The 24,520-nt window shown below is 68.1% G+C and carries 22 protein-coding genes and 2 pseudogenes; 16 read left to right on the plus strand and 8 right to left on the minus strand.

Annotation, left to right across the window (positions count from 1 at the left end):
* Positions 1-89: 89 nt before the first annotated feature.
* The 9 genes and pseudogenes from D7044_RS08910 to D7044_RS08950 form a co-directional block, all read left to right on the plus strand.
* Positions 90-1,562, plus strand: a complete 1,473-nt coding sequence (locus D7044_RS08910) for a choice-of-anchor M domain-containing protein (RefSeq protein ID WP_199716545.1) — start codon at positions 90-92, stop codon at positions 1,560-1,562.
* Positions 1,563-1,872: 310 nt separating this feature from the next.
* Complete coding sequence (locus D7044_RS08915; RefSeq protein ID WP_411710976.1) at positions 1,873-3,009, plus strand: WxL protein peptidoglycan domain-containing protein; 1,137 nt, start codon at positions 1,873-1,875, stop codon at positions 3,007-3,009.
* A gap of 107 nt (positions 3,010-3,116) precedes the next feature.
* Positions 3,117-4,685: a TIGR03773 family transporter-associated surface protein gene (locus tag D7044_RS08920; protein WP_120688529.1), complete on the plus strand. Its 1,569-nt coding sequence runs from the start codon at positions 3,117-3,119 to the stop codon at positions 4,683-4,685.
* A 225-nt stretch (positions 4,686-4,910) separates the two neighbouring features.
* Positions 4,911-6,464: an anchored repeat ABC transporter, substrate-binding protein gene (locus D7044_RS08925; protein WP_233564945.1), complete on the plus strand. Its 1,554-nt coding sequence runs from the start codon at positions 4,911-4,913 to the stop codon at positions 6,462-6,464.
* A gap of 58 nt (positions 6,465-6,522) precedes the next feature.
* Positions 6,523-7,455, plus strand: coding sequence for a choice-of-anchor M domain-containing protein (locus D7044_RS08930; RefSeq protein WP_120688744.1), 933 nt, complete (start codon positions 6,523-6,525; stop codon positions 7,453-7,455).
* Between the two features lie 26 nt (positions 7,456-7,481).
* Positions 7,482-8,195, plus strand: a complete 714-nt coding sequence (locus tag D7044_RS08935) for an anchored repeat-type ABC transporter ATP-binding subunit (RefSeq protein WP_407663316.1) — start codon at positions 7,482-7,484, stop codon at positions 8,193-8,195.
* A complete protein-coding gene (locus D7044_RS08940) occupies positions 8,195-9,133 on the plus strand; it encodes an anchored repeat-type ABC transporter permease subunit (RefSeq protein WP_233564908.1) in 939 nt (312 codons plus the stop codon). The genes D7044_RS08935 and D7044_RS08940 overlap by 1 nt, the downstream gene beginning before the upstream one ends.
* A gap of 392 nt (positions 9,134-9,525) precedes the next feature.
* The gene (locus D7044_RS08945; protein WP_411710977.1) at positions 9,526-10,173 is read left to right on the plus strand and encodes a choice-of-anchor M domain-containing protein; all 648 of its coding nucleotides are present in this window, start codon (positions 9,526-9,528) and stop codon (positions 10,171-10,173) included.
* Positions 10,170-10,709: pseudogene (locus D7044_RS08950) on the plus strand (choice-of-anchor M domain-containing protein); the annotation flags it as partial. The gene D7044_RS08945 and the pseudogene D7044_RS08950, both read left to right, overlap by 4 nt.
* A 218-nt stretch (positions 10,710-10,927) precedes the next feature.
* On the opposite strand, the gene D7044_RS08955 reads toward D7044_RS08950, so the two are convergent.
* Positions 10,928-12,115, minus strand: a complete 1,188-nt coding sequence (locus D7044_RS08955; RefSeq protein WP_147434611.1) for a barstar family protein — start codon at positions 12,113-12,115, stop codon at positions 10,928-10,930.
* Positions 12,116-12,276: 161 nt separating this feature from the next.
* Between D7044_RS08955 and D7044_RS08960 the strand changes: the two are divergent.
* The 3 genes and pseudogenes from D7044_RS08960 to D7044_RS08970 form a co-directional block, all read left to right on the plus strand.
* A pseudogene (locus D7044_RS08960) lies at positions 12,277-12,377 on the plus strand (ADP-ribosylation/crystallin J1); the annotation flags it as partial.
* 235 nt (positions 12,378-12,612) lie between these two features.
* The gene (locus D7044_RS08965; RefSeq protein ID WP_120688533.1) at positions 12,613-13,425 is read left to right on the plus strand and encodes a hypothetical protein; all 813 of its coding nucleotides are present in this window, start codon (positions 12,613-12,615) and stop codon (positions 13,423-13,425) included.
* Positions 13,426-13,476: 51 nt separating this feature from the next.
* A complete protein-coding gene (locus tag D7044_RS08970) occupies positions 13,477-14,130 on the plus strand; it encodes a HEAT repeat domain-containing protein (RefSeq protein WP_120688534.1) in 654 nt (217 codons plus the stop codon).
* 77 nt (positions 14,131-14,207) lie between these two features.
* Here the strand turns inward: D7044_RS08970 and D7044_RS08975 are convergent, their stop codons facing one another.
* Positions 14,208-14,594, minus strand: coding sequence for a hypothetical protein (locus tag D7044_RS08975; protein ID WP_120688535.1), 387 nt, complete (start codon positions 14,592-14,594; stop codon positions 14,208-14,210).
* Positions 14,595-14,823: 229 nt separating this feature from the next.
* Between D7044_RS08975 and D7044_RS32295 the strand changes: the two genes are divergently transcribed.
* Complete coding sequence (locus tag D7044_RS32295) at positions 14,824-15,000, plus strand: hypothetical protein (protein WP_158609969.1); 177 nt, start codon at positions 14,824-14,826, stop codon at positions 14,998-15,000.
* 3 nt (positions 15,001-15,003) lie between these two features.
* Here the strand turns inward: D7044_RS32295 and D7044_RS08980 are convergent, their stop codons facing one another.
* The 4 genes from D7044_RS08980 to D7044_RS09000 form a co-directional block, all read right to left on the minus strand.
* Positions 15,004-16,023 (minus strand): hypothetical protein, encoded by a 1,020-nt coding sequence (locus tag D7044_RS08980; protein ID WP_120688536.1) that lies wholly within the window; start codon positions 16,021-16,023, stop codon positions 15,004-15,006.
* Between the two features lie 58 nt (positions 16,024-16,081).
* Positions 16,082-16,612, minus strand: a complete 531-nt coding sequence (locus tag D7044_RS08985; RefSeq protein ID WP_233562942.1) for a hypothetical protein — start codon at positions 16,610-16,612, stop codon at positions 16,082-16,084.
* Positions 16,613-16,835: 223 nt separating this feature from the next.
* Entirely contained in the window at positions 16,836-17,354 is a 519-nt protein-coding gene (locus D7044_RS08990; RefSeq protein WP_199716547.1) for a hypothetical protein, read from the minus strand.
* 1,143 nt (positions 17,355-18,497) lie between these two features.
* Positions 18,498-19,178, minus strand: a complete 681-nt coding sequence (locus tag D7044_RS09000) for a DUF3885 domain-containing protein (RefSeq protein WP_233564909.1) — start codon at positions 19,176-19,178, stop codon at positions 18,498-18,500.
* A gap of 1,845 nt (positions 19,179-21,023) precedes the next feature.
* Between D7044_RS09000 and D7044_RS32110 the strand changes: the two genes are divergently transcribed.
* Positions 21,024-21,434, plus strand: a complete 411-nt coding sequence (locus D7044_RS32110) for a hypothetical protein (RefSeq protein WP_147434612.1) — start codon at positions 21,024-21,026, stop codon at positions 21,432-21,434.
* A 186-nt stretch (positions 21,435-21,620) separates the two neighbouring features.
* On the opposite strand, the gene D7044_RS32300 is transcribed toward D7044_RS32110, so the two are convergent.
* The gene (locus tag D7044_RS32300) at positions 21,621-22,034 is read right to left on the minus strand and encodes a contact-dependent growth inhibition system immunity protein (protein WP_233562944.1); all 414 of its coding nucleotides are present in this window, start codon (positions 22,032-22,034) and stop codon (positions 21,621-21,623) included.
* Between the two features lie 281 nt (positions 22,035-22,315).
* On the opposite strand from D7044_RS32300, the gene D7044_RS09020 reads away from it, so the two are divergent.
* Positions 22,316-22,759 carry a hypothetical protein gene (locus D7044_RS09020; RefSeq protein ID WP_147434613.1) on the plus strand — a complete coding sequence of 148 codons (444 nt, stop codon included), beginning with the start codon at positions 22,316-22,318 and terminating at the stop codon, positions 22,757-22,759.
* A 457-nt stretch (positions 22,760-23,216) separates the two neighbouring features.
* Here the strand turns inward: D7044_RS09020 and D7044_RS09025 are convergent, their stop codons facing one another.
* On the minus strand, positions 23,217-23,708 hold the full coding sequence (locus D7044_RS09025; RefSeq protein WP_120674180.1) for a DUF1877 domain-containing protein: 492 nt from the start codon (positions 23,706-23,708) through the stop codon (positions 23,217-23,219).
* Positions 23,709-23,984: 276 nt separating this feature from the next.
* On the opposite strand from D7044_RS09025, the gene D7044_RS09030 reads away from it, so the two are divergent.
* On the plus strand, positions 23,985-24,455 hold the full coding sequence (locus D7044_RS09030) for a hypothetical protein (RefSeq protein ID WP_120688541.1): 471 nt from the start codon (positions 23,985-23,987) through the stop codon (positions 24,453-24,455).
* Positions 24,456-24,520 lie beyond the last annotated feature (65 nt).

The raw sequence follows: 24,520 nt of genomic DNA on the forward strand, positions 1-24,520 counted from the left end.
CCGGCGATCAACGCGCCTCCGGAGGTACGCCTGCAATCGCGGCCACATGCACCACCGCGCGCAGGGGCGCGCGGTGTGAAAGGGGAGGTATGAATGCAACATTGAGGGCTCGCGGTTTCGCGGCCCTGATGGCCGGGGCGGTGGTGGTCGCAGGCACGGTACTGGCGCCCGCCGCTGCGTCGGCGGCCGAGAAGGTGGTGCTTTCCAAGGGGCACACCGACGCGGTCGACGTGCACTACGAGGGTGGTGCGCTGTCGCTGAAGGTGCACGACGACACGGTCAGTCCGTCGGTGACGCGGGATCCGGTGGACGTGACGTTCCAGGTCCTTCCGGACGCGGCGATGGCCGTTCCGGATGATCCCCGGTTCGCCTTCCTCGGGCCGGTGGGGAGCCAGGTCTGGCTGCTGCCAATGACCCAGGACCCGGACCTGCTGTGGCCGGGCTGGAACACGACCACGCTCGACTCGGGCGTGTTCGCCGGGGACAAGGTGCGGTTGAGCCTGGTCGACGTGCAAGGGCCGGGCAACGTCACGCTGTTCACCCAGGACGCGTTCGGTGGTCCGATCATCAAGTTCCGCGGCGATGACGGCCTTCCGGATGCGATCGATGTTCCGGTGCACACCCACGCGCACTCGAACTGGGCGTTCAGCGCGTTGGGCAGCTACACCCTGAAGTTCCAGGCCGACGCGACGCTGACCAACGGCACGACGGTCAGCACCGGGCCGGTCGACTACTCGTTCGTCGTCGGCGAGCTGCCCGGCGGCGGACCGGAGGTCGGCCTGTCGGTCAGCGGCATGGCCGAGGAGTACCAGCCCAACGACACGGTGACGCTCAACGCCGTGCAGACGCCGCAGACCGAGCTGGATCACTACCACTGGTTCAGCAAGTGCCCGGGCGCGGACGACTACACGATCATCTCGGGTGAGGCGGGCGCGAGCTACTCCTTCACGGCGACCCGTGAACTGAACGCTTGCGAGTACGTGGCCAAGCTCTACGACGACGACCACGAGGTCGTCGCGGCCAGCGAGCCGGTGACCCTCTGGGTGGCGTTCCCGCCCGAGGAGCCGGGCACCTCGCAGACGATCACCGCGTCGATCGACGAGACGCAGGGCTCGCTGGTCATCAGTGTCAACCCGGACGACCGGGCCGTGGTGCTGCCGCCCGCGCAGCTCGGCCCGGCCGGTGACCGGTGGGAGAGTAACGGTGAGCTCCGACCGGTCACCGTGACCGACACTCGTGCCGGCCAGCCGGGCTGGAGCGCTTCCGGGCAGGTCCCGGCGGACTTCACCGGCCCGGACGCTGCGACGTTCAGCGCCGGCTACCTCGGCTGGACCCCGCAGGTCCTGGCTCAGGGTTCCGGTCAGGGCGTGGTCGCCGGTCCGCAGGTGGCGCCGTACGTCGTCGGAACCGGTGGCGGTCTCGGCAACAGCGCGGTGCTGGGCTCGGCGCCGGGCGGCGCTGGGCGGGGCACCGCGCAGCTGGGCGCGAGCCTGCGGCTGAGCGTGCCCACGGAGACGGCGGCCGGTACCTATACCGCCACCCTCACCCTCACCGCGATCTGATCGCTTCGATCCGTCCGGTGGTCGGGCGTTGAGCCCGGCCACCGGACGTCTGCGGGGTGGGCGTGCCGTTGCCGCGACCCGCCCGCCCCGCACCTCCTCTCGTCCTCCAGGAACGGACACCGTCCCCGCAATGCGTCTGCTCGCATCCATCGCCGCCGGGATCGCCCTGCTCGGCGCTTCGCCCGCACCAATCACCTCGGTGCCGGTCACCTCCGCGGCGACCGGGTCCTGGTCGAACGCATCCACGCTGACGGCAGCGTCGACCGCGCCGCTCGACAGCGCCCTTGCCTCGGGGGCTGCCGTACCGGCGCTGGCCGCGCCCACCCCCTCCATCCCGGCGGGCCAGCCCGGGACTTCGGCTCCGCCGTCTCCTGCATCGCCGGGTCCAACCGCGGTGACATGGGGAGTGGCACCGTCAAGCGCGAAGGGCCCGAACGGCCGAGCGGCGTTCAACTACAAGCTCGACCCGGGCGCCACCCTGACCGACTACGTCGCGGTCACCAACCACTCGACGCGCCCACTCACTCTGAGCCTCTACGCCAGCGACGCGTTCACCACGAAACAAGGCGGATTTGACCTGCTGGCCGGCGGCCAACAGCCCACCGACGTGGGCTCCTGGGTCCGCCTCCCCAGCCGTACCCTGACCATCCCGTCGACGTCCCGGCTGGACGTCCCGTTCACGCTCACGGTGCCGCGTAACGCCACGCCGGGGGACCACGCCGGGGGAATCGTCGCCTCGCTCGCCGCCACGGCGGCGGACGCGCAGGGAAGCCAGGTCTCCGTCGACCACCGGGTCGGCGCGCGCATCTACCTGCGCGTGACCGGTGAGCTACAACCCGCGCTGACCGTCGAGAACCTGCGAGTCCAGCACACCGGCTCCCTCAACCCTCTTGCCGGTGGCACGCTCAGCGCCACGTTCACCGTCCGCAACACCGGAAACGCGCGGCTCTCCGGGCAGCCTGCGCTCGGCGTGGCCGGACCGTTCGGCCTGGCCAGGCGGTCCGTGGATGGTGCAGCCCTGCCGGAGATCCTGCCCGGCGGCGAGCTGACCACCACCGTACCTATGTCGGGTGCCCTGCCGCTGATACGGCTGACCGCGAGCGCGACCGTCACGCCTGCCGCTGTGGGTGACCAGGTCCTCGACCCGCCACCGCGGGCCGGCGCGGCGGAGGCCACCGTCTGGGCAGTGCCCTGGCCGCAGCTGGCCCTGCTGGCCCTGCTCGCCCTCGCTGGCTGGGCACTGATCGTGGCCCGGCGCCGGCGGGCGGCGCAGCTCGCTCAGGCGGTGGCCGCCGCCCGGGAGGAGGGCCGCGCGCAGGCCGGCCGGGAGGCCGGGCAGGCGCCGGACGGACCGGATGCCACGGCGGACACCGGGACCAGTGTGCAGCCGCAGGCGGCCGGCGACGGTGGAACGCGTACCCGACAACCGCCCGATGCCGGACGTTGATCGTCCCGGTGAGCGTCCCGCCAACCGACAAACCGCTATCGACCACACGGGAAAGGACGAGAAGTGACTCGGCTACACCTGGGGAGCCACCAGTGAGGATCAGAAGTATGCGCGCCGGTGCCGCGAGCCTTGCCGCCGTCGTGCTGGCATTGGCCCCCGCAGCGACGCCGGCCTCCGCGGAACCGGCAGCCGTCACCGCAGCCGGCGCCGACCTAACCTCGGTTGCACTCGACGGCGACTCGATGTCGCTGCGTTTCCGGGACGCCTTGCAGGCGGCCAGCGGCGCGACCGGGCGCAACCCGGCCGACGTGGTGCTCGGGCCGGACGGCGGCCTGGCTGGCAGGGTGCCGGCCGGCGCAGCCTTCGCTTTCCTCGGACGTCCGGGCCACCCCGTGTGGTCACTGTCCGCCGGTGACACCGGGTTCCCCGCCCTGGACACCACCGGGGTACGCCCCGGCGCCGTCACCGGCGACCAGGTGACCCTCGCTCTGCACTCGACTGAGGGGCCGGGCACGTTCACTGCCTACACCCTGTCCGCCCCCGGCGCGGTGACCCCGCTGTTCGGCAGCGGTCCCAGCGCCAAGCGGTCGGTGCAGCTGCCGGCCGGCACGCGTACCGGCGGCCTGGTCTGGGCCTTCGACGCAGCCGGCGACTACCGGCTAACCCTGACCGCCTCGGCCGTACTACGTTCGGGGGAGAGGGTGCGCACCGAGGCGACGTACCGGGTCCGCGTTCCGGCGATCGAACCGGCCGAGCAGTCGATGCCCGCTCCGCTGAAGCCGGCCGCGCGACCGGGCGCGCAGGCATACGCTGCGCCGAAGCCCGCCGCCGCGCCGAAACCCGCCGCCGCGCCGAAGCCCGCCTCGGTGCCGAAACCCGCCACCGCGCCGAAGGCGGCGGGCACCACTGCGGCGGGCCGTCAGGTGATCAGTGACGGGCACCTCGACATGGGCCCGCAGCTGAACGGAGACAGCTGGACGATCCGGATCAAGGATGACCGCAGCAGCCCTCCGGTCTGGCGGGAGACCGCTGACGTAGTCCTGCACGCCAAGGACAAAGCGAAGCTGACGGTGCCCGCCGGGGCCGACTTCCTCGGCAAACAGGGCGACACCGTGTGGCTGCTGCCGCAGACCCAGCAGGCGGGTGTCGTCTGGCCCGGCTGGAACACCCAGCACGAGTCCGTCGTGTCCGGCCTCAAGGGCAACGTCACGTGGACGCTGAAGGGGGTCAACGGGCCCGGCCGGTTCGCCCTCTACCTGACCGACTCTTTCGGCGGCGAGGACGTACTGTTCGACTCCACCAAGCCGTTCCCGCAGAAGTTGGATATTCCGCTCAACACCCACGCGCACGGCAACTGGGCGTTCGGCAAGCCCGGCCTGTACCGCCTCGCGGTGCAGATGAGCGGAACCACCACCGGTGGCAAGGCGGTCACCGACACGAAGACGCTCACCATCGCCGTCGGCGACAGCTCCGATCCGAACGCCGGCTTCGGCTCCGGCGGTGGCGGGGATGGCGACGACCGTCCGGATCAGGGCGGTGGTGGAGCTCTGCCGCGTACCGGTGCGGGTTGGGTGCTGACGGCCGGAGCGATCGGGATTGTCCTCGTGGCCGTCGGTGTTCTGCTGCTGCTCGTCAGCCGACGTCGCCGCGTAGGCCTCGGCGACGCACGGCCCTGAGATTCCTCCCGGTCCTGAAGGAGCTGGGGCGGCCTCACCATCATCGAGGCCGTCCCAGGGCACGCAAGCTATCCGATAACAGTTCTCATTTTCATGTTAATGTTCCGGCGACGTGCGCAGGGCGGCAGTGGCTCCACGTCTGCGCTCGGGCCGAGGCTTCAGGGGGAAAAGGTGCGGACGTTCGCTGCCCGCGGGGTACACGCACGGGCTCGCCGCGGTGCACAGCTGCTGCTGTTTCCGGTCCTGATCGCGTTGTTGGCCACCGGCTGCCGGGCGGAGGCGCCATTGAGCGCGCACGACGAGCGCGTGCAGATCGTCACCACCACCGGAATCCTGCGAGACCTGGCAGCGCACGTCGGCGGTGACCGGGTGGCTGTCACCTCGTTGGTGCCCGACGGCGCCGATCCGCACAGTTACGAGCCATCGCTGCGGGACATCCGCGATGTCGTCTACGCCGACGTCGCGTTCAGCAACTACCTGCTCCTGGAAGAACAGGCCGTCATCAAGGCCCTGGACGCCAACCTGCGCGCCGGCGTACCGAACATCTCGCTGGCCGAAGGGGCGGTGAAGTACGCCGCGGAGATCATTCCGCTGGTCGAGGACGTCTCGCTGGACACCATCTGGCTGGGTATGCGGGTGCGCGGCACGGGCGCGACGCACGGCGCGAACCGCTCCTCCGACGTGCTGCTCAGCGCGACCGCGGCGGACGGCCCGGGCCGAATGTTCGCCTACCTGACCGAGTCCTTCGGCAACCCGTCGTTCTACGTCGACACCGCGGACGGGTTCGACCCCGCCGACGGCTACCGGGACGACACCGCCACCCTTCCGCCGGACGCGCACACGCACATGAGCTGGGCCTTCACCAAGCCCGGTGTCTACCGGCTGACCATGCGCGCACGGCTGGCCGTCGACCCTGAAGCCGCACCCATCCCGATGGGCGAGCAGAGCTTCACCTTCGCCGTCGGGGTGGACCCACACTCGGTGCCGGGCATGGCCGGCGCAGAGGTGCTGCACTCCGGACACGCCGACCTCACGGTCGATCTCGACAAACGAAGGCTCTACCTGTTCGCCGACACGCAAGGCAGCGGCGAGGCGAATCAGCGGGTGTACGACCCCGCCCACACCGTGATCGAAGTGCCGAACAAGGCGCTGCTCGAGGTGCCCGGCGACCGGAAGTTCCGGTTCCTCGGCCGCCCCGGCACGCAGGTCTACCAGTTGCCGCAGGCGGTCCTGGGTAAGCACGTGCATGGTGAGATCGACCCCCACCTGTGGCAGAACGTTCGTAATGCCATCTCCTACGTCGAGCTGATTCGCGACACCCTGATCGGGGTCGACCCGCAAGGCGCCGCGACCTACCGCGCGAACGCCGCGACCTACATCCGAGAACTGGAAGCGCTCGACACCTACGTCCGCGACACGATCGCCCAGATCCCCCCGTCACGACGGCATCTGGTCACCACTCACGACGCGTTCGGCTATCTGGGCCAGGCGTACGGCATCCAGATCTCCGGCTTCGTCACCCCGAACCCCGCCACCGAACCGAGCCTCGCCGACCGTCGCCGGCTCACCGAGACGATCCGCAACCTGCACATCCCCGCCGTGTTCCTGGAACCGAACCTGGCGGCCCGCTCCACCACCCTGACCGAGCTGGCCGATGAGAAGGGGCTACGGGTGTGCCCGATCTACGGCGACACCTTCGACCGCAAGGTCACCAACTACCTCGACATGATGCGGTTCAACGCCGAATCGCTGCGCGACTGCCTGACCACGGCGAAGTAAGGGAGAAACAGTGACGGCAGGACAGGCGCGACCGCCCATCCGCACCACCACCGCCATCATGCGCTGCGCGCTCGCGACGCTGATCATGCTCTTGGTTGCCCAGACCCCCGCGGCAGCCCAGGAGCCGACACCCGACCTGAGCCAGTCGATCGCCGCGGACCAACCCCTCGCCACCGGCCGGGCCACGCTCACCACCGGGCATGTCGACATCGGCCCGCGCTACGTCGACGATCGGTGGGCGCTGCTGCTGCACGACGGCACCCAGGCGCAGCTGGCGTGGCGTGATCCTGACGAGACTCTGCTCCGGGTCTCCGACGCCGCGCTGCAGACCGTGCCGGACGATCCGACGTACGCGTTCCTCGGCGTCGACGCCGGCAAGCGGGTGTACGTGGTGCCGCAGACGCAGAACCAGGACGTGGTCTGGCTCGGCTGGAACACGCAGGATCCCCGGGTGATGCAGACCATCGACCGCGGCGTCACGCTGACCATGCTCCGTGTAGACGGGCCGGGAACCCTGACGACGTACCTCCAGTCGGGTAACTTCGGCGCGCCTCAGCCGCTGTGGCGATCCGCGGACTCCGCGGCTCAGCCCTTCTGGGCCGAGGTCAACACCCACACCCACGCCAACTGGGTCTTCACCGAGCCCGGCGTCTACCTGGTCGCGGTGCAGGTGTCCGCCGATCTGATCACCGGTGAGAAGGCGTCAGCGACCGGCACACTGCGCTTCGCGGTGGGCGACGCGACCAGCGCGGACGAGGCCTTCGCCGCCACGGCGGAGATTCCCGTACCCGACGGCCAGGCAGCACCCGGCCAGGACCGGGCAGATGCCGACGATTCGGCCGGTGGCTCCCAGCCGCTGCTGATCACGGCGTTGACCGGAACGGCCGTTGTGCTCGCGCTCGGTCTGATCGTCCTCGTGCTGCGCGGGCGCGGCGCGAGACGGCGGGCCGAGCAGGAACGTCGTACGTCGCCGTCAGGAGACCAATCGTGAGAGCTCTAGAAATCGAGAAGCTGGATGTGGACCTCGGCGGTCGGCCGGTCCTGCGGGATGTACAGCTGCATCTCGATCGCGGCGAACTTGTCGGGCTGCTGGGCCCCAACGGCGCCGGGAAGACCACCCTCCTGCGCGCCATCCTGGCGCTGATCCGCACGCGCGGCGGCCGAGTGCTGGTGGAGGGCAAGCCGACGCGCCCCGGCCGGGCCGGGATCGGCTACGTACCCCAGCGCCACGAGTTCAGCTGGGACTTTCCGATCTCGGTGGAACAGGCCGTGATGAGCGGTCGTACCGGTCGGATCGGTCTGCTGCGCCGTCCCGGCGTGGCTGACTGGCGGGCGGTCGGCGACGCGCTGGACCGGGTGCAGCTCACCGAGCTGCGGCGCCGGCCAGCCGGTGAACTCTCCGGTGGCCAACGCCAACGCGTCCTGGTCGCGCGCGCTCTCGCGCTCGCACCGAGCATCCTGCTGCTCGACGAGCCGTTCACCGGACTGGACATGCCCACCCAGGAACTGCTGGGCGACCTGTTCACTAGCCTCGCGCAGGAGGGTCGCGCGGTGCTGATGACCACCCACGACCTCGTCGCGGCCGTGGACTCCTGCACCCGGTTGGTCCTGCTCAATCGCCGAATCATCGCCGACGGACGCCCGGCGGACCTGCAAGACGCCGAGCTGTGGACGCAGACCTTCGGGGTGAGCGCGACCTCCCCGCTGTTGAAGCTCGTGAGGGCAGCCTGATGTCGATCACCGACTTCCTCACCGACCTGTTCAATCCCGACCTCGCGTTCCTGCCCAAGGCGCTGGCGATAGCGGTCATGTCCAGCATCGTCTGTGGCGTCGTCGGCTGCTACGTCGTCCTGCGGGGAATGGCATTCATCGGCGACGCCGTGGCGCACGCGGTCTTCCCGGGCGTCGCGGTCGCCTTCGTCCTGCAGGGCAGCCTGGTGCTCGGTGGTGCGGTCGCCGGGACCGCCACCGCGCTGCTGATCGCGATCTTCTCGCAGAACCGGCGCGTCAAGGAGGACTCACTCATCGGCGTCTTCCTCGTCGCCGCGTTCGCCCTCGGTATCGTCATCATCTCGCAGGCACCCGGCTACGCCGGATCGCTGCAGCAGTTCCTCTTCGGCTCCATCACCGGCATTCCGGATCGCGACCTTTACCTGGTCGGGGGGACCGGCCTGGTCATCCTCAGCCTCGTGCTGGCCCTGCACAAGGAATTCGTCGCGGTCTGCCTCGACCGGGAGATGTCCCGCTCCATGGGACTACCGGTCTTCTGGCTCGACATCGCCCTCTACGTCCTCGTCACCCTGGCTGTGGTGATCTCCCTGCAGACCATCGGCAACATTCTGGTCCTAGCCCTGCTGATCACCCCCGCGGCGGCCGCCCGTCTGCTCACCGACCGGCTCGCCGTGATGATGCTGCTCGCGCCGACGATCGGCGGCGTGTCCGCGCTCGTCGGGCTGTATCTGTCCTGGAGCTACGACACCCCGGTCGGGGGCACCATCGTCCTGGTCGCCACCGCCGTCTTCCTCGCCGCCTGGCTCTTCGCCCCACGACACGGCTTGGTCATTCGGCGTTGGCGACGCCCCGCCGGACATGATCTCGGCGACGACACGGATCCGGGCCGCCAACTCAGTCCCGCTCGGACGCCCGACGCGGCACCGGCCGTACGGTAGGCGGACGAGGGCGCCCCGCAAGGGCGACGGCGCTGCGCCGTCATCCGCGGATCAGGCGCGGACTTCCGCGGGTGACCGATGCCGGCGCTGAACGCCGGGTGCCGGGTGCCGGGCTGACCGGCAGGAAGCACGCCGGTCTCGGCCTCGGAGGCTCGGCCGCCACAGCCCGTTCTCCGCGGTGTTTCCGATGCCGTCGGGCGGGCTCGATCCCGGATCATCGGGGTTGACCGTCCGGCCCACCGCCCGGCCCGGGGCGGTGGGCCGGACGCCCAGTCGAAAACACATCGCGTCGTTTCCTCCCAGCTCTATCGCGAAGAATCCGAAACGACTATCGCTTCCATTAAGCGCCACTAGGGACCGCCGCCGAGAGGAGTTTCTTCGTGCATAGCACCATGCGTCATCTGCTGGCGTCGGGTGTGCTGGGCGTAGCACTGGTCGCCACTGCCCTGCCCGCGCAGGCCGCCACCACCACGTCCAGCGTGGTCTTCAAGAAGGGCCACCTCGACGTCGTCGACGTGGCCTACGAGGACGGTGCGCTGGAGATCGGTGTCCATGACGAGGAGAACGACGTCGAGTACGGCACCGACGAAGTCAACCTGATCGTCAAGCGTCAGGCCGGGGTCACCGTTCCCGCTGACCCCGCCTTCGCCTTCCTCGGCACTCCGGGCGTGTCCAAGGTATGGATCCTGCCGGAGATCCAGAACCCCGACCTGATCTGGGCGGGCATCGCCGCGGAGGAGATCGAGGCCGGCGTCTTCACCAACGACGCACTGACCCTGTCCGTGCAGTCCGTTACCGGCCCCGGCCAGTTCGCCATCTACACCGAGAACGCCGTCGGTCAGCCGGGCGTCCTGGCCGACAGTGGCGACGGCCTGCCCGACAACATCGCGCTGACCGCCGGTGACCACACCCACGCCAACTGGGCGTTCGACAAGGCCGGCACCTACCGCGTGACCGTTCGCGCCACCGGTACTCTGGCCGCCACCGGCCAGCAGGTGACCTCCGATCAGGCCACGCTCCGCTTCACGGTCAAGGGATGAGCGCGATGCGTACCCACAACCGGTTCTTCACCGGTCTCATCCTGACCGCGGCACTGCTCACCGGCACCGCTACGCCCGCCATCGCCGCACCGGTGGTGCTCTCCAGCGGCCACGTCGACGTGATCGACGTCGACTACGCCAGCGGCGCTCTTACCGTCAACGTCCTCGACGGCACCGGCACCACCGACGTCGAACGCAACCCCGCCGACGTGCTTTTCCGGGTACCCAACACTGCCAAGATCACTGTGCCTGGCGGTTCCGCGTGGTCCTTCCTCGGCACGGACGGTCAAGCCTGGGTCCTGCCCCAGGCAAGCGCCGCCGGTCTGCTCTACGCCGGCTGGAACACCACCGAAGTGCCCAACGGCGTCTTCCAGAACAACCGGGTCACGTTCAAACTCACCAGCGTCTCGGGCCCAGCCGGCTTCAGCGTCTACACCGTCTCCGGCGGCGCTCCCACCGTGCTCTTCGACAGTGGCAACGGCCTGCCCGACAGCCTCAATGTCAACCGCAACGTCCACGCCCACGTCAACTGGGGCTGATATGCAGCTGGGCGACCCGGAACTGGATGCACTTATCGCCCAAGCTGAGCAGTGGGTTGCTGCTCCGCAGTGACAGGTCGGTAGCTGGCCTCTGGGCGAGCACCTGGACTGCCGATGAGCTGTGCCGTCGAGCTGTGTGGCCGGCTTCTGCGGGTCCCTATACCTGCTGTACCGGTCAGATTGGCAGCATGCTCTGATTCACCGATGGTGTTACATCAGCGTAGTTCTAGCTGAACGCCGTCCTCGGTGAGGTAGCGGACGAGGTCGTCGAAGGTGACGGCGGGCAGCCAGCTCTTTCGGTCGTAACCGGAGACTAAGTGGGTGCGCGCGACCTCGGAGTTGTGCCAGATCAGGCGGAAGCCGGGGGTCGCGCCGCCGCCGCCGGTGGCGGCATTCTCGTGTAGCCAGAACAGGTCGCCGCCGAACCAGCCTCCTGGGCCGTTGACGGCCTCCCCGATCGCGCAGAAGAAGGCGTCAAAGTCAGTGACGTATTGTCCGTCCAGGTGATACGCCGTGTCCGCGGGCTTGTCTGGAGCATGGTTCCGATGGACCGCAGCTGCCCGTACCCAGAGGTAGCGGTCACTGCGGTTGAGCTTCGCCCACAGGTTGGGTTCAGTCGGGCCGCCGGCGCGCCACATGTCCCAGAGTGGGCGGTCATTGGTCGCCAGCGGCTCCGGGATCCGCGCATCCACCATGACATCAACAAGGTCGTCACCGAGGTTGGACGGGCGCGTGGCTATGACGCTTCCGAACACGCGTTGTCCCCAGCCCATCGTGTGAGCCGTGCCGTCGACGCGCACGTGGGCCAGCTCGGCCTGGAACGACCCGCTGAGCCGGCGACGGCAGCCCAGCAAGGTCAACGGCGGACCCGGCGGCCAGCTGTCCGGCCGCTCGTGGAACAGGCCGGCGATGCCACGGCACTCGCCGGCCGGCGTTTCCTCGCTGGATCCGTTCGCCGTCGACCACGCGAGCAGCCGGTAACCGAAGACAGCGGGCATGATGGTGCCGCCACGATTGTTGTCGCTGTCGCGGCGATGGCCTTCGAGATCGATGTCGAGCAGGCCGGACCTGTCCGCGGCGGGCCGGTGACCGACGACGCGGACATTGAGCAGCTCTTCCATGTTCTCGTAGCACTCCTGGCACGAGGCCTCGCACCTCTCGCTCGCCGGACGGCCGGGGACGTGTGCGCCCTCGAGAACGAAGTTGCCGAACCAGGTCGGCCCCGTGCCGTCGATCGCGGTGAGAAGCGGTCCGGACGGCGCGCAGCTCAACAGGGTGTAGCGCTCGTGCAGCGGCTCGTGCGGGAACACGCGGTCGACGAAGAGCCCGTCGATGTCCGTGCATTCGGTGATGGTGGCGCCGGTTTCCTCGTCGAGCAGGCGCCAGCGCATGGGGATTGACACGTGGTGACCTTAATCGGCGGGCACGCTTTGCGGCCGACGTGCAAACCGGCGGTGTACGACGCGGATCTGCAAGATGTCCGCTTCTGCCGGCCTTTGGTGTGCGACGGCAGGCGTTTGCACCATCACTCACCGCAGTGACGCCCGCGTTTGCTCAGCATCCGAACATCCTCAAGCTGTGGGTGCCGGCCGAGGAATTCGATGAGTTCAACCAGCACATCGTCGGCTGATCGACGTTGTCCAAGAGTTCTGGCCTGGCAGCTGAACGGGCTCGCGTGACCGGCGTGGACTCGTTTTGAACGGCCGGTGAGGGGTCCAGCATCCACTGGGCAGGGAAGTCGAGTGCCGGTGTCAAGTCGACTGCAGTGCGGGGTCGATGACTGGGCCGAATCTAGTTCGATCGGGATTGTCGGCTCGGGCAGGATGGCGGGGTGATCTGGGGGAGACGGGGCAGTGGGGTTCAGTCGTCGGCGGTAGCGGAAGGCACCCCTCTCGGGGCGGTGCACGTCGCGGTCGACGGTGCCGCCGCCGGCGGGTGGGAGGCGTTGAACCATCTGGTCGAGGTGCTGATCGAGGTCGATGCTGCCGGTGACGAGGTAGTGGCGCGATCGGCGTTGAAGCTGGTGGCCGGCGTTGCGGGTTTGGTGGCCCGGCTGGACCGGCACGCGCGGCAGGCGCCCTGGTACGGCCCGTACCAGGAGGGCGCGTTGCGGCGGGTCGGGGCGCGTTTCTCGGTCTCGACGTCGGGGCCTGTCGCGATGGCGCTGGCGAGCATGCACGGTGACGGGCAGATCCGGGAACGCGCGGTCACGGCGATGGTCGGTCGGCCGTGCCCGGAGGTGATGCCGTTCCTGGTGCTGCCTACCGGTGATTGGGTCAAGCCGGTACGGGATCGGGCGCGCGCCGGGCTGGCGTTGTTGCTCGCCGACGATCCGGGTGGCTATCTCCCGGCGGTGCTGCCGATGGCGTTGCGCCTCGACGCGCGCCTGCGAGGTGGCTTCGCCGTCACCCAGATACGGGCGGCGTTGCTGTCGGCAGCTGACGAGGTGTGGCGCGGGCTGCTGGGATCGGGTGGCCGCCGGCAACGCCGGTTCGTGTTCGACATCGTCCTGGCTCAGGGCTGGCTGCGTCTGCCCGACTACGTCACCTGTGCCGAGGCTGACTCGGATGTGGGGATTCGGGTCCGGGCGGCGGACGCGGCCTGCCGTGAGGCGGTCTGGACCCGCCGGCATGACGTTCTGCGTCGCCTGGCCCGGTCGGTTCGTGCCGAGGTGCGGGTGGTGGCGTTGACCGGGTTGGTCCGGGTCGGTTAGGACAGCGACGTTGTCGCGTACCTGGACGACGACGCGCCGCTGGTCCGGGCGGTGGCCCGGGACGCGGCCCGGCGGCTCGGCGTCGACGCCCGGGAGCATTACCGGACCACGGTCAGCGCCGGAGAGCCGGCGCCGGGTGCGATCGCTGGGCTTGCCGAGACCGGCTCGGCAGCGGATGCCCCGCTGCTGCGGCCGCTGCTGACCCACCCGCAAGCCAGGGTCCGCGGCCAGGCGGTACGAGCCCTGCGCCTGCTCGACGCGGTTGTGGCACGGGAGGTGCTTGCGCTGCTGCGGGATCCGTCGCCGGCGGTGGTCCGGGAGGTGACCGCCGCGCTGGGGCCCTTGCCCGGTGCCCTGCCGCCGGGCCTTCCGTGGCAGCTGCTCGGGGACGCCCGGATGGAGTTGCGTCGGGCCGGCTATCGCCTCCTGCGTGGCCACGGCGTCGACGTCCAGTTGCGCGCTGGCCTGGTCCTCACCCTCGACCCGGACTCTCGCCTGGCCCAACGTGGCAAGGCCGACGTGACCCGCCTCGCCCGTGACGGCGTACGAACCACTTGGCGCCGCAATCCACCACCGGAGCTGCCGGTCACCGCCGCGCAGCACGGCGAGCTCGCCGCGTTGGCGGCACGAGCGGCGGCGGCACTCGGCGAAGACACCAGCCTGATGCTCACCAGCTGGCTGGCGCGTACCCGCCCCGGGGCATGAGTGCACTCCCCGCCTCACAATGGTCCGTGACTCATCCCAGGCCGGCGGATCTGCTCGTGCGCCTGCGTACGGACATGTCAGGTGTTGAGGCTTGCCCATTGCGCGCAGGTCGGCAGCCCTCCGTAGTCCAGCCGGTAGGCAATCGCGCGCTCGGTGGCCGAATCCAGGGTCTCGGGCAGGTGATCGAACGAGGCGGGCCAGACATCCAGCAGCGAGAAGACTTCCTGGCCGTCCCGCATCGCCAGCAGCAGCATGCACCGCCAGTGCGGGGAAAACTCAGGCCGCCGCCCCGCCCGGTGCACGACCACGGGGCGTAGGTAGTGCACGGCCTCAAGGGCGGCGTGTTCGGCGAGCCAGCCAGCGCCGTGGTTGCGGTTGAACCCGTACGCAATCGCCTCGGCATCCAGCCGGATGAGTTCGGCGGTGTCGATCGCCTTGACGGTTCGGGGAACGCCGGACAACACACCCAGAGTCTTCCACGCGCCCGGACCAGGCTCCAAGATCCCCTGATCGGCGAGTGCGGGAGGTGCGGTCCGGCATGCTGGCCGGAGGGCGCATGAGGCCGTGCGTGGCGTGGCCTGGCCGTATCCCGACAACCGGTTCCCGCAGCACCCCGGGGCGCTCCAGCGCACTGTGCTCGAAGGCACGGAGCCGGCCAGATCAGTAGCCCATGACGCTGAGGGTGACTGGCTGGTGTCCGACGATGTGAACGATCCGTACGGCAACGCCGTCCTGGTCTGCGTGGAGCATCTGGTCGCGGCGGACGGCACGATCGCCGAACTGGCCGCGATGCCGCCAAGCATCGAGGCCTTGCGGCCCAACCCGGGCGAGCCCTGGCGTTTACAGCCGCTCACGTACGCCGACGCGTAGGCCTCATCCGGTGCCGGTGGATCCGTCATCTGATGCCGCGAGGTCGTGCATTACTGCTTCGGGAAGGGACGGATTGGCTGCCGCAGCGGCGGCAACGCTGGTGTCGTCGGCCATGGCCCGGATGAGTGCTTCGTCGATGGCCGGGTTCGCAGCTACATCGGCGCGGATGCCGGGAGTCGGATCCTGCGCGAGGGCGCGGTAGGCGCCCTGCGGCAGGTCGGTTCGGACGGCAAGCCGCCAGTGCACGTGTATCGACGGATGCGCGGTGAAGCGGCTGACGGTCTCGGCGGGCGTGCGTGGATTGAGGGTGAGCGCGTAGTCCAGGTCGTGCAGTGCGTCCTGGTGCCCGCCGTCGCAGCTCCACTGCTCTGCCAGCCGATGGCCGGAGCCGTCACATGCCGGGCACAGTTCTGCGGCCGGCGCGCGGCGCTCGGCAAGCGCGACGAGAAGGTGACTCGGTACGTGTTCGTTGCAGGCCAGTGCTCGGCGCACGCTCAGATGCGGATGGGTTGCGAGCCGCTGCGCCAAGGGGTCGCTGATCCTCGGCGATCTGGCGGCCTCGGCGACCACCTCCAGGTCCGGGTCGTCGGCGAGGGCGGCAACAACGTCGGCTGGCAGATGCGTGGTCGCGGCGAGAGCCCCACGGATGGCCGGGTCTGCGCTGGCGGCGAGCCGCCATGCCCAGTCCTCAGGGATCGGCGCGATGTCCGCCATGGCGATCACGACCGGTGGGTCGAAGCGGTCAACCTCGTCCGGCGGCAACAGCCCGCGCGACAGCAGACGAATCACAACATGGGCGTCACCGCGGCGAGCCAGGAGGCGGATCTGGTCTCCGCTGAGATCGTCTCGCTCGGCCAGCTCAAGCCACACCGACGGGTCGCCCAGCGCAGTCAGCTGTTCAACAAGGGAGGCGGGCAGGGCAGGGTTACGCGCCAAGCCGGAGCGCAACTCCCACAGTCTCTCCTCCTCGCCGAGCGCGCCTGCTGGTCGCTCGGTCCTGCGCCCCGGCGGATCGCTAGTCATCGGAGCGCCTGACGGCGAGAACCTGCACGGGCCCGCCAACTGATCAGCTGTGACCGCATCAAGCTGGCCGTTGTCTTGCCGTTCGGCGGGCCGGACCGCCGTACAGATGCACACGCTGATCGACGTCACGGTCAGCGACGGCGCTGAGGAACAGGTCCGGTCGAGGTGACGCGGATGCGACGTGCACCGTCCAGGCCTCGTAGTACCAGCGGGCGGAGCAGGCGCAACCGGTGAACCGGAAATTGGCCCGGAATCGGCCGTACTGACCAGGTCGGAGCGTGAACATCCGGTACGACGTGCGCCAAGCCGGGTACGCAGCCCCGGCGGGGAGACGCTTAATCACCACGCCGTCTGCGGTGAGGTCGACACGTAGCCCGACCGCCCGCACCGCCTGAACACCCGAACCGACGGACGACGCAGGCCGGTAGCCGTCAGCCTCGTCAGCCAGAACATCGTGCACGACGAGCGTCTCGCCCGCCGGCAGCGGCGGAAGTTCATACGCCTCCGCGACCGACCGACGTCGCACCGCGTGCGTCGCCCCGCGGGCGTGGGCACCCCAGCGGACCCGGACACGTTGCACGACGAGCACGGCGACCAGGATGCTGGACGACGCTGGGTAGCGCCACCACGTTTCGGCCGTTCGACCCCCGAACGGAGGTGCCGGCGGGCCCGAGGGGGTGAGCCCGGCCGGGCCGCGAGAATATCGGCCGTCATAGCTGCCCTACGGAGCCACGATCGCTATGGCGTGCGGGCGGCGGGGGAGAGCCGCTCGTACTCCGAGACGCACCAGTGGCTGTGATCCCGCATCACGTTCACGTCTGGTCGACGTTCCACGCCTGCGGCAGATCGCTGCCACAGACGTAACAGATGAAGTCGCCGTCCTTGACCACGCTCAGTTCCTTGCAGTCAGGGCAGCGACGGAACACGAACTCGCAGGTAAACCCGCCCGGGTTTTCAAGCCCCACCTGTTTCAGAGCCGCCGCCACCGCTGGCCAACAACGCGGTTCGGGACAGTAGCCGGTGGACTGGTTGCTGACCTCGCTGACCGACCACCCGTCCGGCCGCCGCACCAGAGCGATCTCTCCGGCTGCGAGCACCGTACCGCCACCAGCGCATGCCACGTGTTCGCTGCGTCGGGCCGCCAACCGCAAGACACCAGCGGTGTCAACCACGTACGTGAACGGCTCTGCCAACTCTCGCGCATCCACCGAGGCCACCCAGTCGGCGAACTCCTCCGCCGACCGGATCAACCGCCCCTCATCACCCTGCAGCGCGACCACAGCGATGTCCGCAGGCCCTACATAGCGGTAACGCTGCTGCTCAACAACCACCACTCGACCGTAGCGCCCTTCTGAAACACGGCCTAAGTCTGTTCCGGCAGCGTTCGTACGTGCGTCAAGGTCCACTTGACGTCGCGGGCCGGGCAGCGCTCCTCGGAGGAAGGGTCGGCGGCATGCGGAATGGCTAGCGAGCGCAGGCGAGGAGCGAACTGGTGAAGGCCATCTAGGCCAAGTCCTCGGGCTTCACCTATCCCTTCCTGAGAAGGTTCCTAGCGAGGAGCAGGCGGCCGAGGATGGCCGCGTAGACGTTGCTCATCAACACCAGGAATGCTGCGCCGAAGTCGCGCTGACCGGCCAACATCAGGGCAGGAAGACCCGCGAACAGCAGGACGGGCAACATGAAGAGCCACAGAGGGAACCGCAGGTAGTAAAGAAGGGAGGGGGCAGAGGGCTTAGACGAAGCCATTAGAACCTACAGAGACTAGGAGGCCGGAAGCCCGCCCGCGGACTGAGTGACCAGGTGGGTGACGACCGGAGCGGCCGACGCCGGTTGCCCATGGACGATGATGGAACGTTCCGCAGGTCAGCCCAACTACGCGCCCAGCTCAGTCACGCCTGATCATTCCTCCGGGACGAAGAAATCAGTGTGCGGTATCGGCGTGTGGATCGCCAAGCCACCAGACATCGTGTGTTGTCCATGCTTCGGCGACACCGGAGACGCAGAGTGTGGAGCCACCGTCGAAGTCGAGGACCAAGCCCCCATCTGGTCCCACTGTCACTACGGCGACCGTCAGGTTCAGCAGCTCAAGCAGCGCATGCAGCGGCCCGGCGGGATCGTCGGGATGCCAGGTCGAGAGTGTGCGACGGTGGTGGGCGAACCTCACAGGTCGTATCTATGGACAGACGCAGCTCCGTTGGCCTGCCGATCTCCTCGTCACTACTGAACGTGATGAAGGGCCAGGCTTGCCTAACGCCGATCTCGACGACAAGAAGGCCGGCGAGAGAGTACGGGTCGTGGGGCACGGCCTCAAGGTACCGGCCCAGGCAGGGTGACAAACCGAGTGACAACAGATGTGGACGGCGCCGGACGCCCGGGGACGTTCATGGATTGTTTCCACAGCTCCGGGTAGATGGAGCCGGAGGTGACCACGCCGTCATGGTTGCCTGGGGTCAAGGGCGATGGCTCGGCGGCATCTAGAGCCCGGACGATTGCTGGGAAAGCCATTCCGGGTGCTGTGCCTTCAGCGCGTCCCGTTGCTCGCGAGTGGGCAGAACGACATCGGCTCCACCGTCGTAGGGGTGATACAGCCATCGGAGATCGGTCGGCGCGAGGATCACGTTCGCCAACTCGTCGTCGGCGACGGCCCTCAACAGGACGTCAATCGCGCCCCGTCGCCAGGGAATCGTCTCTGCATAGAGCTGTGTATAGGTGCGGTGCTCGGGCTCTTCCTCGGGGTCTTCTAGCAGGGTCTGCCAGTGCCATGCCGACGGCGCGATTTCTGAACGCCTCGGCCAGATCTGGGGGGTGGTTGCCGGGCCCTCTGTCCATTCGCTGGTTACAACAAGAAGGACGGCACCTGGATCGAGCTCTGACAGCACCGCGTGATGTCGGTCGAGCACTATCGCGTACTCGGTCTCGTTGTCTGCGTACCGCTTCGATCCTGGCAGGCTGTGGAACCTCACCCAACGATCCGGGTATCGGCCGCGAAGCCAGTGGGCGAACGGCGGACACTCGGGCCAAACACTGTCCCACAGCTCGCTCAGGGCCGGCGGGTTCAGCTCCTGGCTCGGTGTCATCGCCTTGTTGTACCTCAGGTCTAGGAGGGGCGCTCGCCCGGGGATCAGGGGTGGACTACCGCGGATCTCGTCGCGCACGAAGGCTAGCCACTACGTCATGCACGAGGGTGTAGCGTGACCGGTGGGTGCCCGTCGGTCAATGAGTCGAGCACCGGTGTGACGACGGAGGTTGCGCGTTCGAATCCCGTCGACCGCCCACCCGTACGGTGCCGCCGTGAGCCGTGCCCGTTGCGTGCCCGACACAGCGGTCAACACCAGCCAAAGGTGGTCCGTGCACGGCTCCGAGGCGTGGCCGATGGTTTGGCGACCAGCCAGCACATCCTCTGAGACTGCAAACCAACCCGATTCCCAAGCTGACAGTTCAGTTGGGTCAGGACCAGCTCGCCGGCTCTAGCTGGTTCGGGCGGACCCGGAACCGAGTGGTTCCGTCCTCGGCTTCCACGTGGTCGAGAGCAGTGCTAACGACAAGGACCTGGTCCTCCTGTTGACCGACGACATGGCACCTCACGAACGCCGGCCGGGGCGGAGCAGCGCCAGGACGGCTGTCGTCATCCATGAAGAAGATAGGCATCATGTCCAGCTCCGACCCCGGGAGCCGGGTCCGTGGCCGGGCGAGGTTGGGTCAACTGCGCCACTGTGGCGGTGTCCGCCGTGGGTGCGGTCCGCGACACGAGAGCCGACTCGGGCTGTTCAGGCAGCGCCGTACGTGCCGTCAAGGCCCGCTTGACGTGGCGGGCCGGGCGGCTGCCTGCGCCCGCGGCGGGCCGACGGCGGAGATGAAGGTGCCTACTTGGCCGTCTGCATCGGCTGACCGGTCAAGGCGCTGTAGCAGACAGTAACTAAGATCATGGCGCCGGCGACTGCGAAAGCTACGCCCATCACCCGTCCTAGCAGGATGAAGCGCGCTAGACGCTCCCCGTGTGGAACGTCGGGGAGCCAGCGCCACGGCGGGACTCGCTGTAGCACGCTTGCCGCGGACGACGATCGCCGCACGTGCCACTCCGTTACCCCGCGAAAGTTGGAGGCCAGGGCGACGCCTACGAGGCTCACAGCCGGGCCGATGATGACAGCGGCCACGACACGCCAGGTCTCCATCTGACCCCTCCCGGTGTGGTTACTGGATCTTAGTTGGCCACCCCGGCAATTGGGGGCCAGCGAGTGTAGCCGGTGACAGCAGTGTCTCGGGCTCGGGGCACACATGGGGCGCAAGACAGCGTGAAACGTCGGCAACCAGCGACCAATGGTGTGAGCCACGGACAGGCCGTGACCAGGATGCAGAGCAGCTTGATGCAGGTCAGGCCAAGGCGGCGCTCAGTTCCGCTTCAACGTCTGATTCTCGGGCTGGGTGACCAACTGGGTGACGGCCGGGGCGGCCGACACCGGACGCCCACGGACGTCCACGGACGATGGGAGACTGTTCAGGCGGCTCACCCCGGCTACTCGCCCAGCTCATCGACGATTGACCATCCTTTCGGGACGAAGAGGTCAATCAGCCCGAAGCGTTCACGTTACTGCTTGCCGCCCCACCACACGGCCAGCAGTCCCACGAGCCCTACGAGGACGACGCAGCCAAGCCCGACGCAAATGAGCAGAGCGGCGGCGGCAAGAGGCCCAAGTTCCACCCCCGGACACTAGGCGGCTGGCAAGCCTGTGCCCGAACGGTGCCCGATGCAGTGGTTAACAGGGGCATGGGCCGACGTGGCAGATCTATGCAAGTCGACGTTGCGTAGCGTTTTTCGGTCAGACAGTTACCGAGGGTGCGGATCAACGCGCGTCCCAAGCTGACAGTCTGGGAGCCACCCCATCTCCCGGGTGCCCGACTCCCCGCTGGGTAGCCGGTCGAAGCAAATTGTGTGCCGCTAGCGTGCCATTGGGGAGAGCAGTGGGGGAAGCCGACGGCGGACATCGACACAAGGCGAGTACATGAATAAGGGAAAGACCGTGCTTGTGGCCGCTGGCCTTCTGGCAGCGCTGTTGCCAGGTGCCCTTGCCTGGCGGGCACTGTGGCCGGTCCGCATCGACACTCTGTGCGGGGTCTTCCAGTCCCGCCAGGGTGGGGTCATCCAGATCACGCCAGATCACGCCTTCACGGTGTCTGAGGCCCTGTTCGGGCCCAACGCGGACGGGTCTACGGACACGATTTCCGGTAGCGGCCAACTTGGTCCGGACGACCTCGCACCTGATGGTCAGGTAGTTCTGCGGATGAAGGATGCAAGAGCACAACTTGAATTGAACACTCAGCGCAGATGGCGGGGTGAGGTGAGCTTGTGGCAGTGGGCCGACGACCCGGGCACTGGTGAACGCGAAACCTTTGTCCAGAAGTCTGCCTGCTAGGCGCGGACGGGTCCGCCTTCAGTCCGTAAGAGGTCACGGAGGGTGGGGGAGCGGTGAGAGATGACGGAAGGCATTTCCGCTGCTCGGCCACCATGTGTCCAGATCGGCAGGGCGGGCAGTTGATCTCGTAATGCGTAGGTCGGGGAGGCTGCACGGTCTACGACTGCCCGGCGGGGAGATTCCCTCTCATCGAGCCAGAAACCGCAGGATGGCGTCCCGAAGCAGTCGGTCCGGGTCGCGAGGCCTGAGGTCAGGATCGGAGAAGGGATGGCCGGCAACGAGCTCAGCCAGAGACGACGCCAGTCGCTTCCGTTCCGCTCGTAGGCTCGACCATGCCGAGTCGGGTAGCCGCAGCACGTTGGAGAGCAGGTCGCCCGGGTAGTAGTCGCCCTCGGCCAAGGGATCTCGGAGCAGGACCTGAACTGCGAGGGGCAACAAAGCCGGCACGCCAATCTCTTGACCCAGCATGATGCGCAGGTCTTCGACCGTGAACTCAGCCAACGGCTTGCGTCGCAGCTGCGTACAGAGTGTCACGAGAGCCGAGGCGTCCGAGCCGGGGTCCGGCCAAACGTTCCGCTCAAGCTGCTCGATGGTCGTCACTGCGGTCAGGATAGTCCGCATGGCAACTCTCGGTCGCGATGAGGTTGGCGGACCATCCACGAGTCGGTAGCCACACGGCCCAGCGGGCGAGAGCGGGCACGAGGCGTAATCAGATTGGCCGCTAGCAGCAGGCGTTCCGGGCATCACGACCGGCCGCGGTGCCCTCCCAAACTGGCGGTCCTGCGGAGCAACGGAAACCAAGCCCCGCCCGCTGCGGTATGCAGGGTCTACTCCGCGACGAAGATGCCCACGCCATCTTCCAGGCAACACAGCTACTCACGGTGCGAATCAACCTGATTCCGAAGCTGACAGTACGCTCCGACAGCGACTTACAGCTTCTCGCTGGTTTGATTGAGGTGCGCGTGTCAGAGCCGTTCGGTGCTTTAGAGCCGCGCGAGTCCAGCCGCGGCCGGCGACTGGTCCTGGCTGGCATTGGTCTGGCTGTCCTGGGGCATCTGCTGGCTCTCGTCGCTGTCGTGGGCGCTGCACGATCAGCCGGAGGCGGTCGGGGCAGCGATGTCGACTTGGAGGCCGGCGGTCGCTTCGGCGTCGCTTATGCAGTGCTGTGTACGTACCTCGGCACGCAGACAGTCCTGTTGGCTGGCGTGGTCATCGCGTCCGCATACGGGGGCCAACGGTTGAAGGTAGGGCTGATCGCAGGCTGGGGTGGTGGCTTGGTGTTGACCGTCGGCGTTGTTGTCGCCTGGTTTGTACTCGGTGCGTAGCCGTCGACAGCAACGAACCTGGACGCCCGCAGCCAGCGCCACCCGCAGCCGGAAGGTCCTTCGAGGTCATGGATGCGAACGGACGCCGCTGGACGACGCGTCTAGAACTTGTAAGCGAGAGGTCGCCGGTTCGATCCCGGCCGGGGGCTCCGATTCCACCAGGCGAATCCCGGCGGGCGTCGCCGCGAGTGAGCGGGTCGACAGCAATGCGGTTCATGACAGCCGTCCGTCGAGCTGTCGAGCGCCTGACGCATCGCGTCAAGGTCGACGTTCGACCGACGGAGCCCGACCAGCTCACCTCGTCGAAGACCGATCGTGTTCAAGGTGGCCCTTGACAGGCCGTGAGTCCGCCGACGGAAGCGGATTGGCCGGCTGCCTGCCGTGTCGGGTCTCAGGACCTCCGTGACAACCCGGTCGGGATGTGGGTGACACGTCCGGCTAGACGATCTTGTAATGATCAGTCCCACCAAAGAGCAATCGCGAGCCGTTGCCGAGCGGCGTACAGGTAGAAGTCACGCACCGCGGCGAGGTGGTGGTGCAGGTATGCCCGCGGGTGTCCGTCGAACCTGGGCATTCTGAGGGTCGCCAATGCGGCCGCAGCCTCGAGAGGCACTGCGGCCAGTGCCACTCCCGGATCCATGTTGCCGAGCAACTTCGCGACGTCAGCGACGGCGTCAGGTTCGAGCGCCGTTACTGGGTGCTCCTCGCGGTAAGCCGGATTGATCTCCGCATCGCCCGTAAACGCCCGTCGCAAGGTAGTGAGGCTTGCACGGGTGACGTGGCTGATTTCGCAGGCCCGCAGGATGGGAGCCGGGGACCAGTCGAGGTCCAGGTGGTCGGACGAAGGGATCAGCTCAAACGAGCAGAGGTTGTCCAACTCCTCAGCCGACCTGCGGCACGCGGCAAGCTGGTCCGCAGAGAGTCGTGCCAGTTGCTGCGTTACGGCCACGGACGAAGTGTCTCAGGCCCGAACCCGCAGGTGTGCCCCGGCTTGATCGAAGCGACCGCCGGGCGCAGCGGGCCATCCCCGCTCGCAGCAGGCGCATCGGCCGGAAGGTGTAGCGCAGGTCTTGATACCGAGCTGCCACAGATCCCGAGACCCGACAGCCGGTTGCCGGCCTGTCTAGTCCCACCACATGGTTGACGAATCCGTCCCAGGACGTGCTTGACGTCTAGATTTTGGGTCCTGGGCTTGCGGCCACGGCAACCAACCAGAGGAGCAGGCATGGGCTACACGCTTGAGGCGGTCATCGCCTCCTCGAGTCTCTTACGAGTGGCGGTGCAGGCTCAGCCAACCGCCGTGGTTGTCGGCCTACCGCAGCCCCTGGCGATCGTGCCGATCACGGACGGGCTTTTCGATGCGGTCACCACCACGACGTCCGACCGGTCGCTGGGATTCTGGAAGCTTCCTGGCGGGTTCGATCGCGTGCTGGCGGACTGGTCGTCCACCGGCCCGGTCAGCTACGTCGAGGCGGAGTTCTTCGGCGGCGTCGGTAGACAGCGGGCAGCGCTATGGGTGAACGGAGAACTGACGGTTGGGCCTCTGTCGGTCGAGGAGGGCCAGCCGTTCGCGGAGGCCGGAAGTCCGATCTCGCAGGTCCTGAGAGAGCTCGGCGTTGATCGGGCTGGCTACCGCGACGAGTTTGAGGCGGTCGGCCTGACGCGCCGCCGAGACAAGGCGGACTGGCTGCCGTAGTCAGGACCGCTGATACCGAACGCGAAGTAGATCATGTCAAGCATTTGGTGGGACGCGAGTGTCAA

The sequence above is a fragment of the Micromonospora musae genome (assembly GCF_003626635.1).
GTDB classification, from domain to species: Bacteria; Actinomycetota; Actinomycetes; order Mycobacteriales; family Micromonosporaceae; genus Micromonospora; species Micromonospora musae.

Bases quoted from the DNA above. Each gene is read 5' to 3' on its own strand.
- D7044_RS08920 (WP_120688529.1), top strand. From the start codon at position 3,117: ATGCGCGCCGGTGCCGCGAGCCTTGCCGCCGTCGTGCTGGCATTGGCC.
- D7044_RS08940 (WP_233564908.1), top strand. From the start codon at position 8,195: ATGTCGATCACCGACTTCCTCACCGACCTGTTCAATCCCGACCTCGCG.
- D7044_RS08910 (WP_199716545.1), top strand. From the start codon at position 90: ATGAATGCAACATTGAGGGCTCGCGGTTTCGCGGCCCTGATGGCCGGG.
- D7044_RS32110 (WP_147434612.1), top strand. From the start codon at position 21,024: ATGAATAAGGGAAAGACCGTGCTTGTGGCCGCTGGCCTTCTGGCAGCG.
- D7044_RS08930 (WP_120688744.1), top strand. From the start codon at position 6,523: ATGCGCTGCGCGCTCGCGACGCTGATCATGCTCTTGGTTGCCCAGACC.
- D7044_RS08945 (WP_411710977.1), top strand. From the start codon at position 9,526: ATGCGTCATCTGCTGGCGTCGGGTGTGCTGGGCGTAGCACTGGTCGCC.
- D7044_RS08980 (WP_120688536.1), bottom strand. From the start codon at position 16,023: ATGACTAGCGATCCGCCGGGGCGCAGGACCGAGCGACCAGCAGGCGCG.
- D7044_RS09030 (WP_120688541.1), top strand. From the start codon at position 23,985: ATGGGCTACACGCTTGAGGCGGTCATCGCCTCCTCGAGTCTCTTACGA.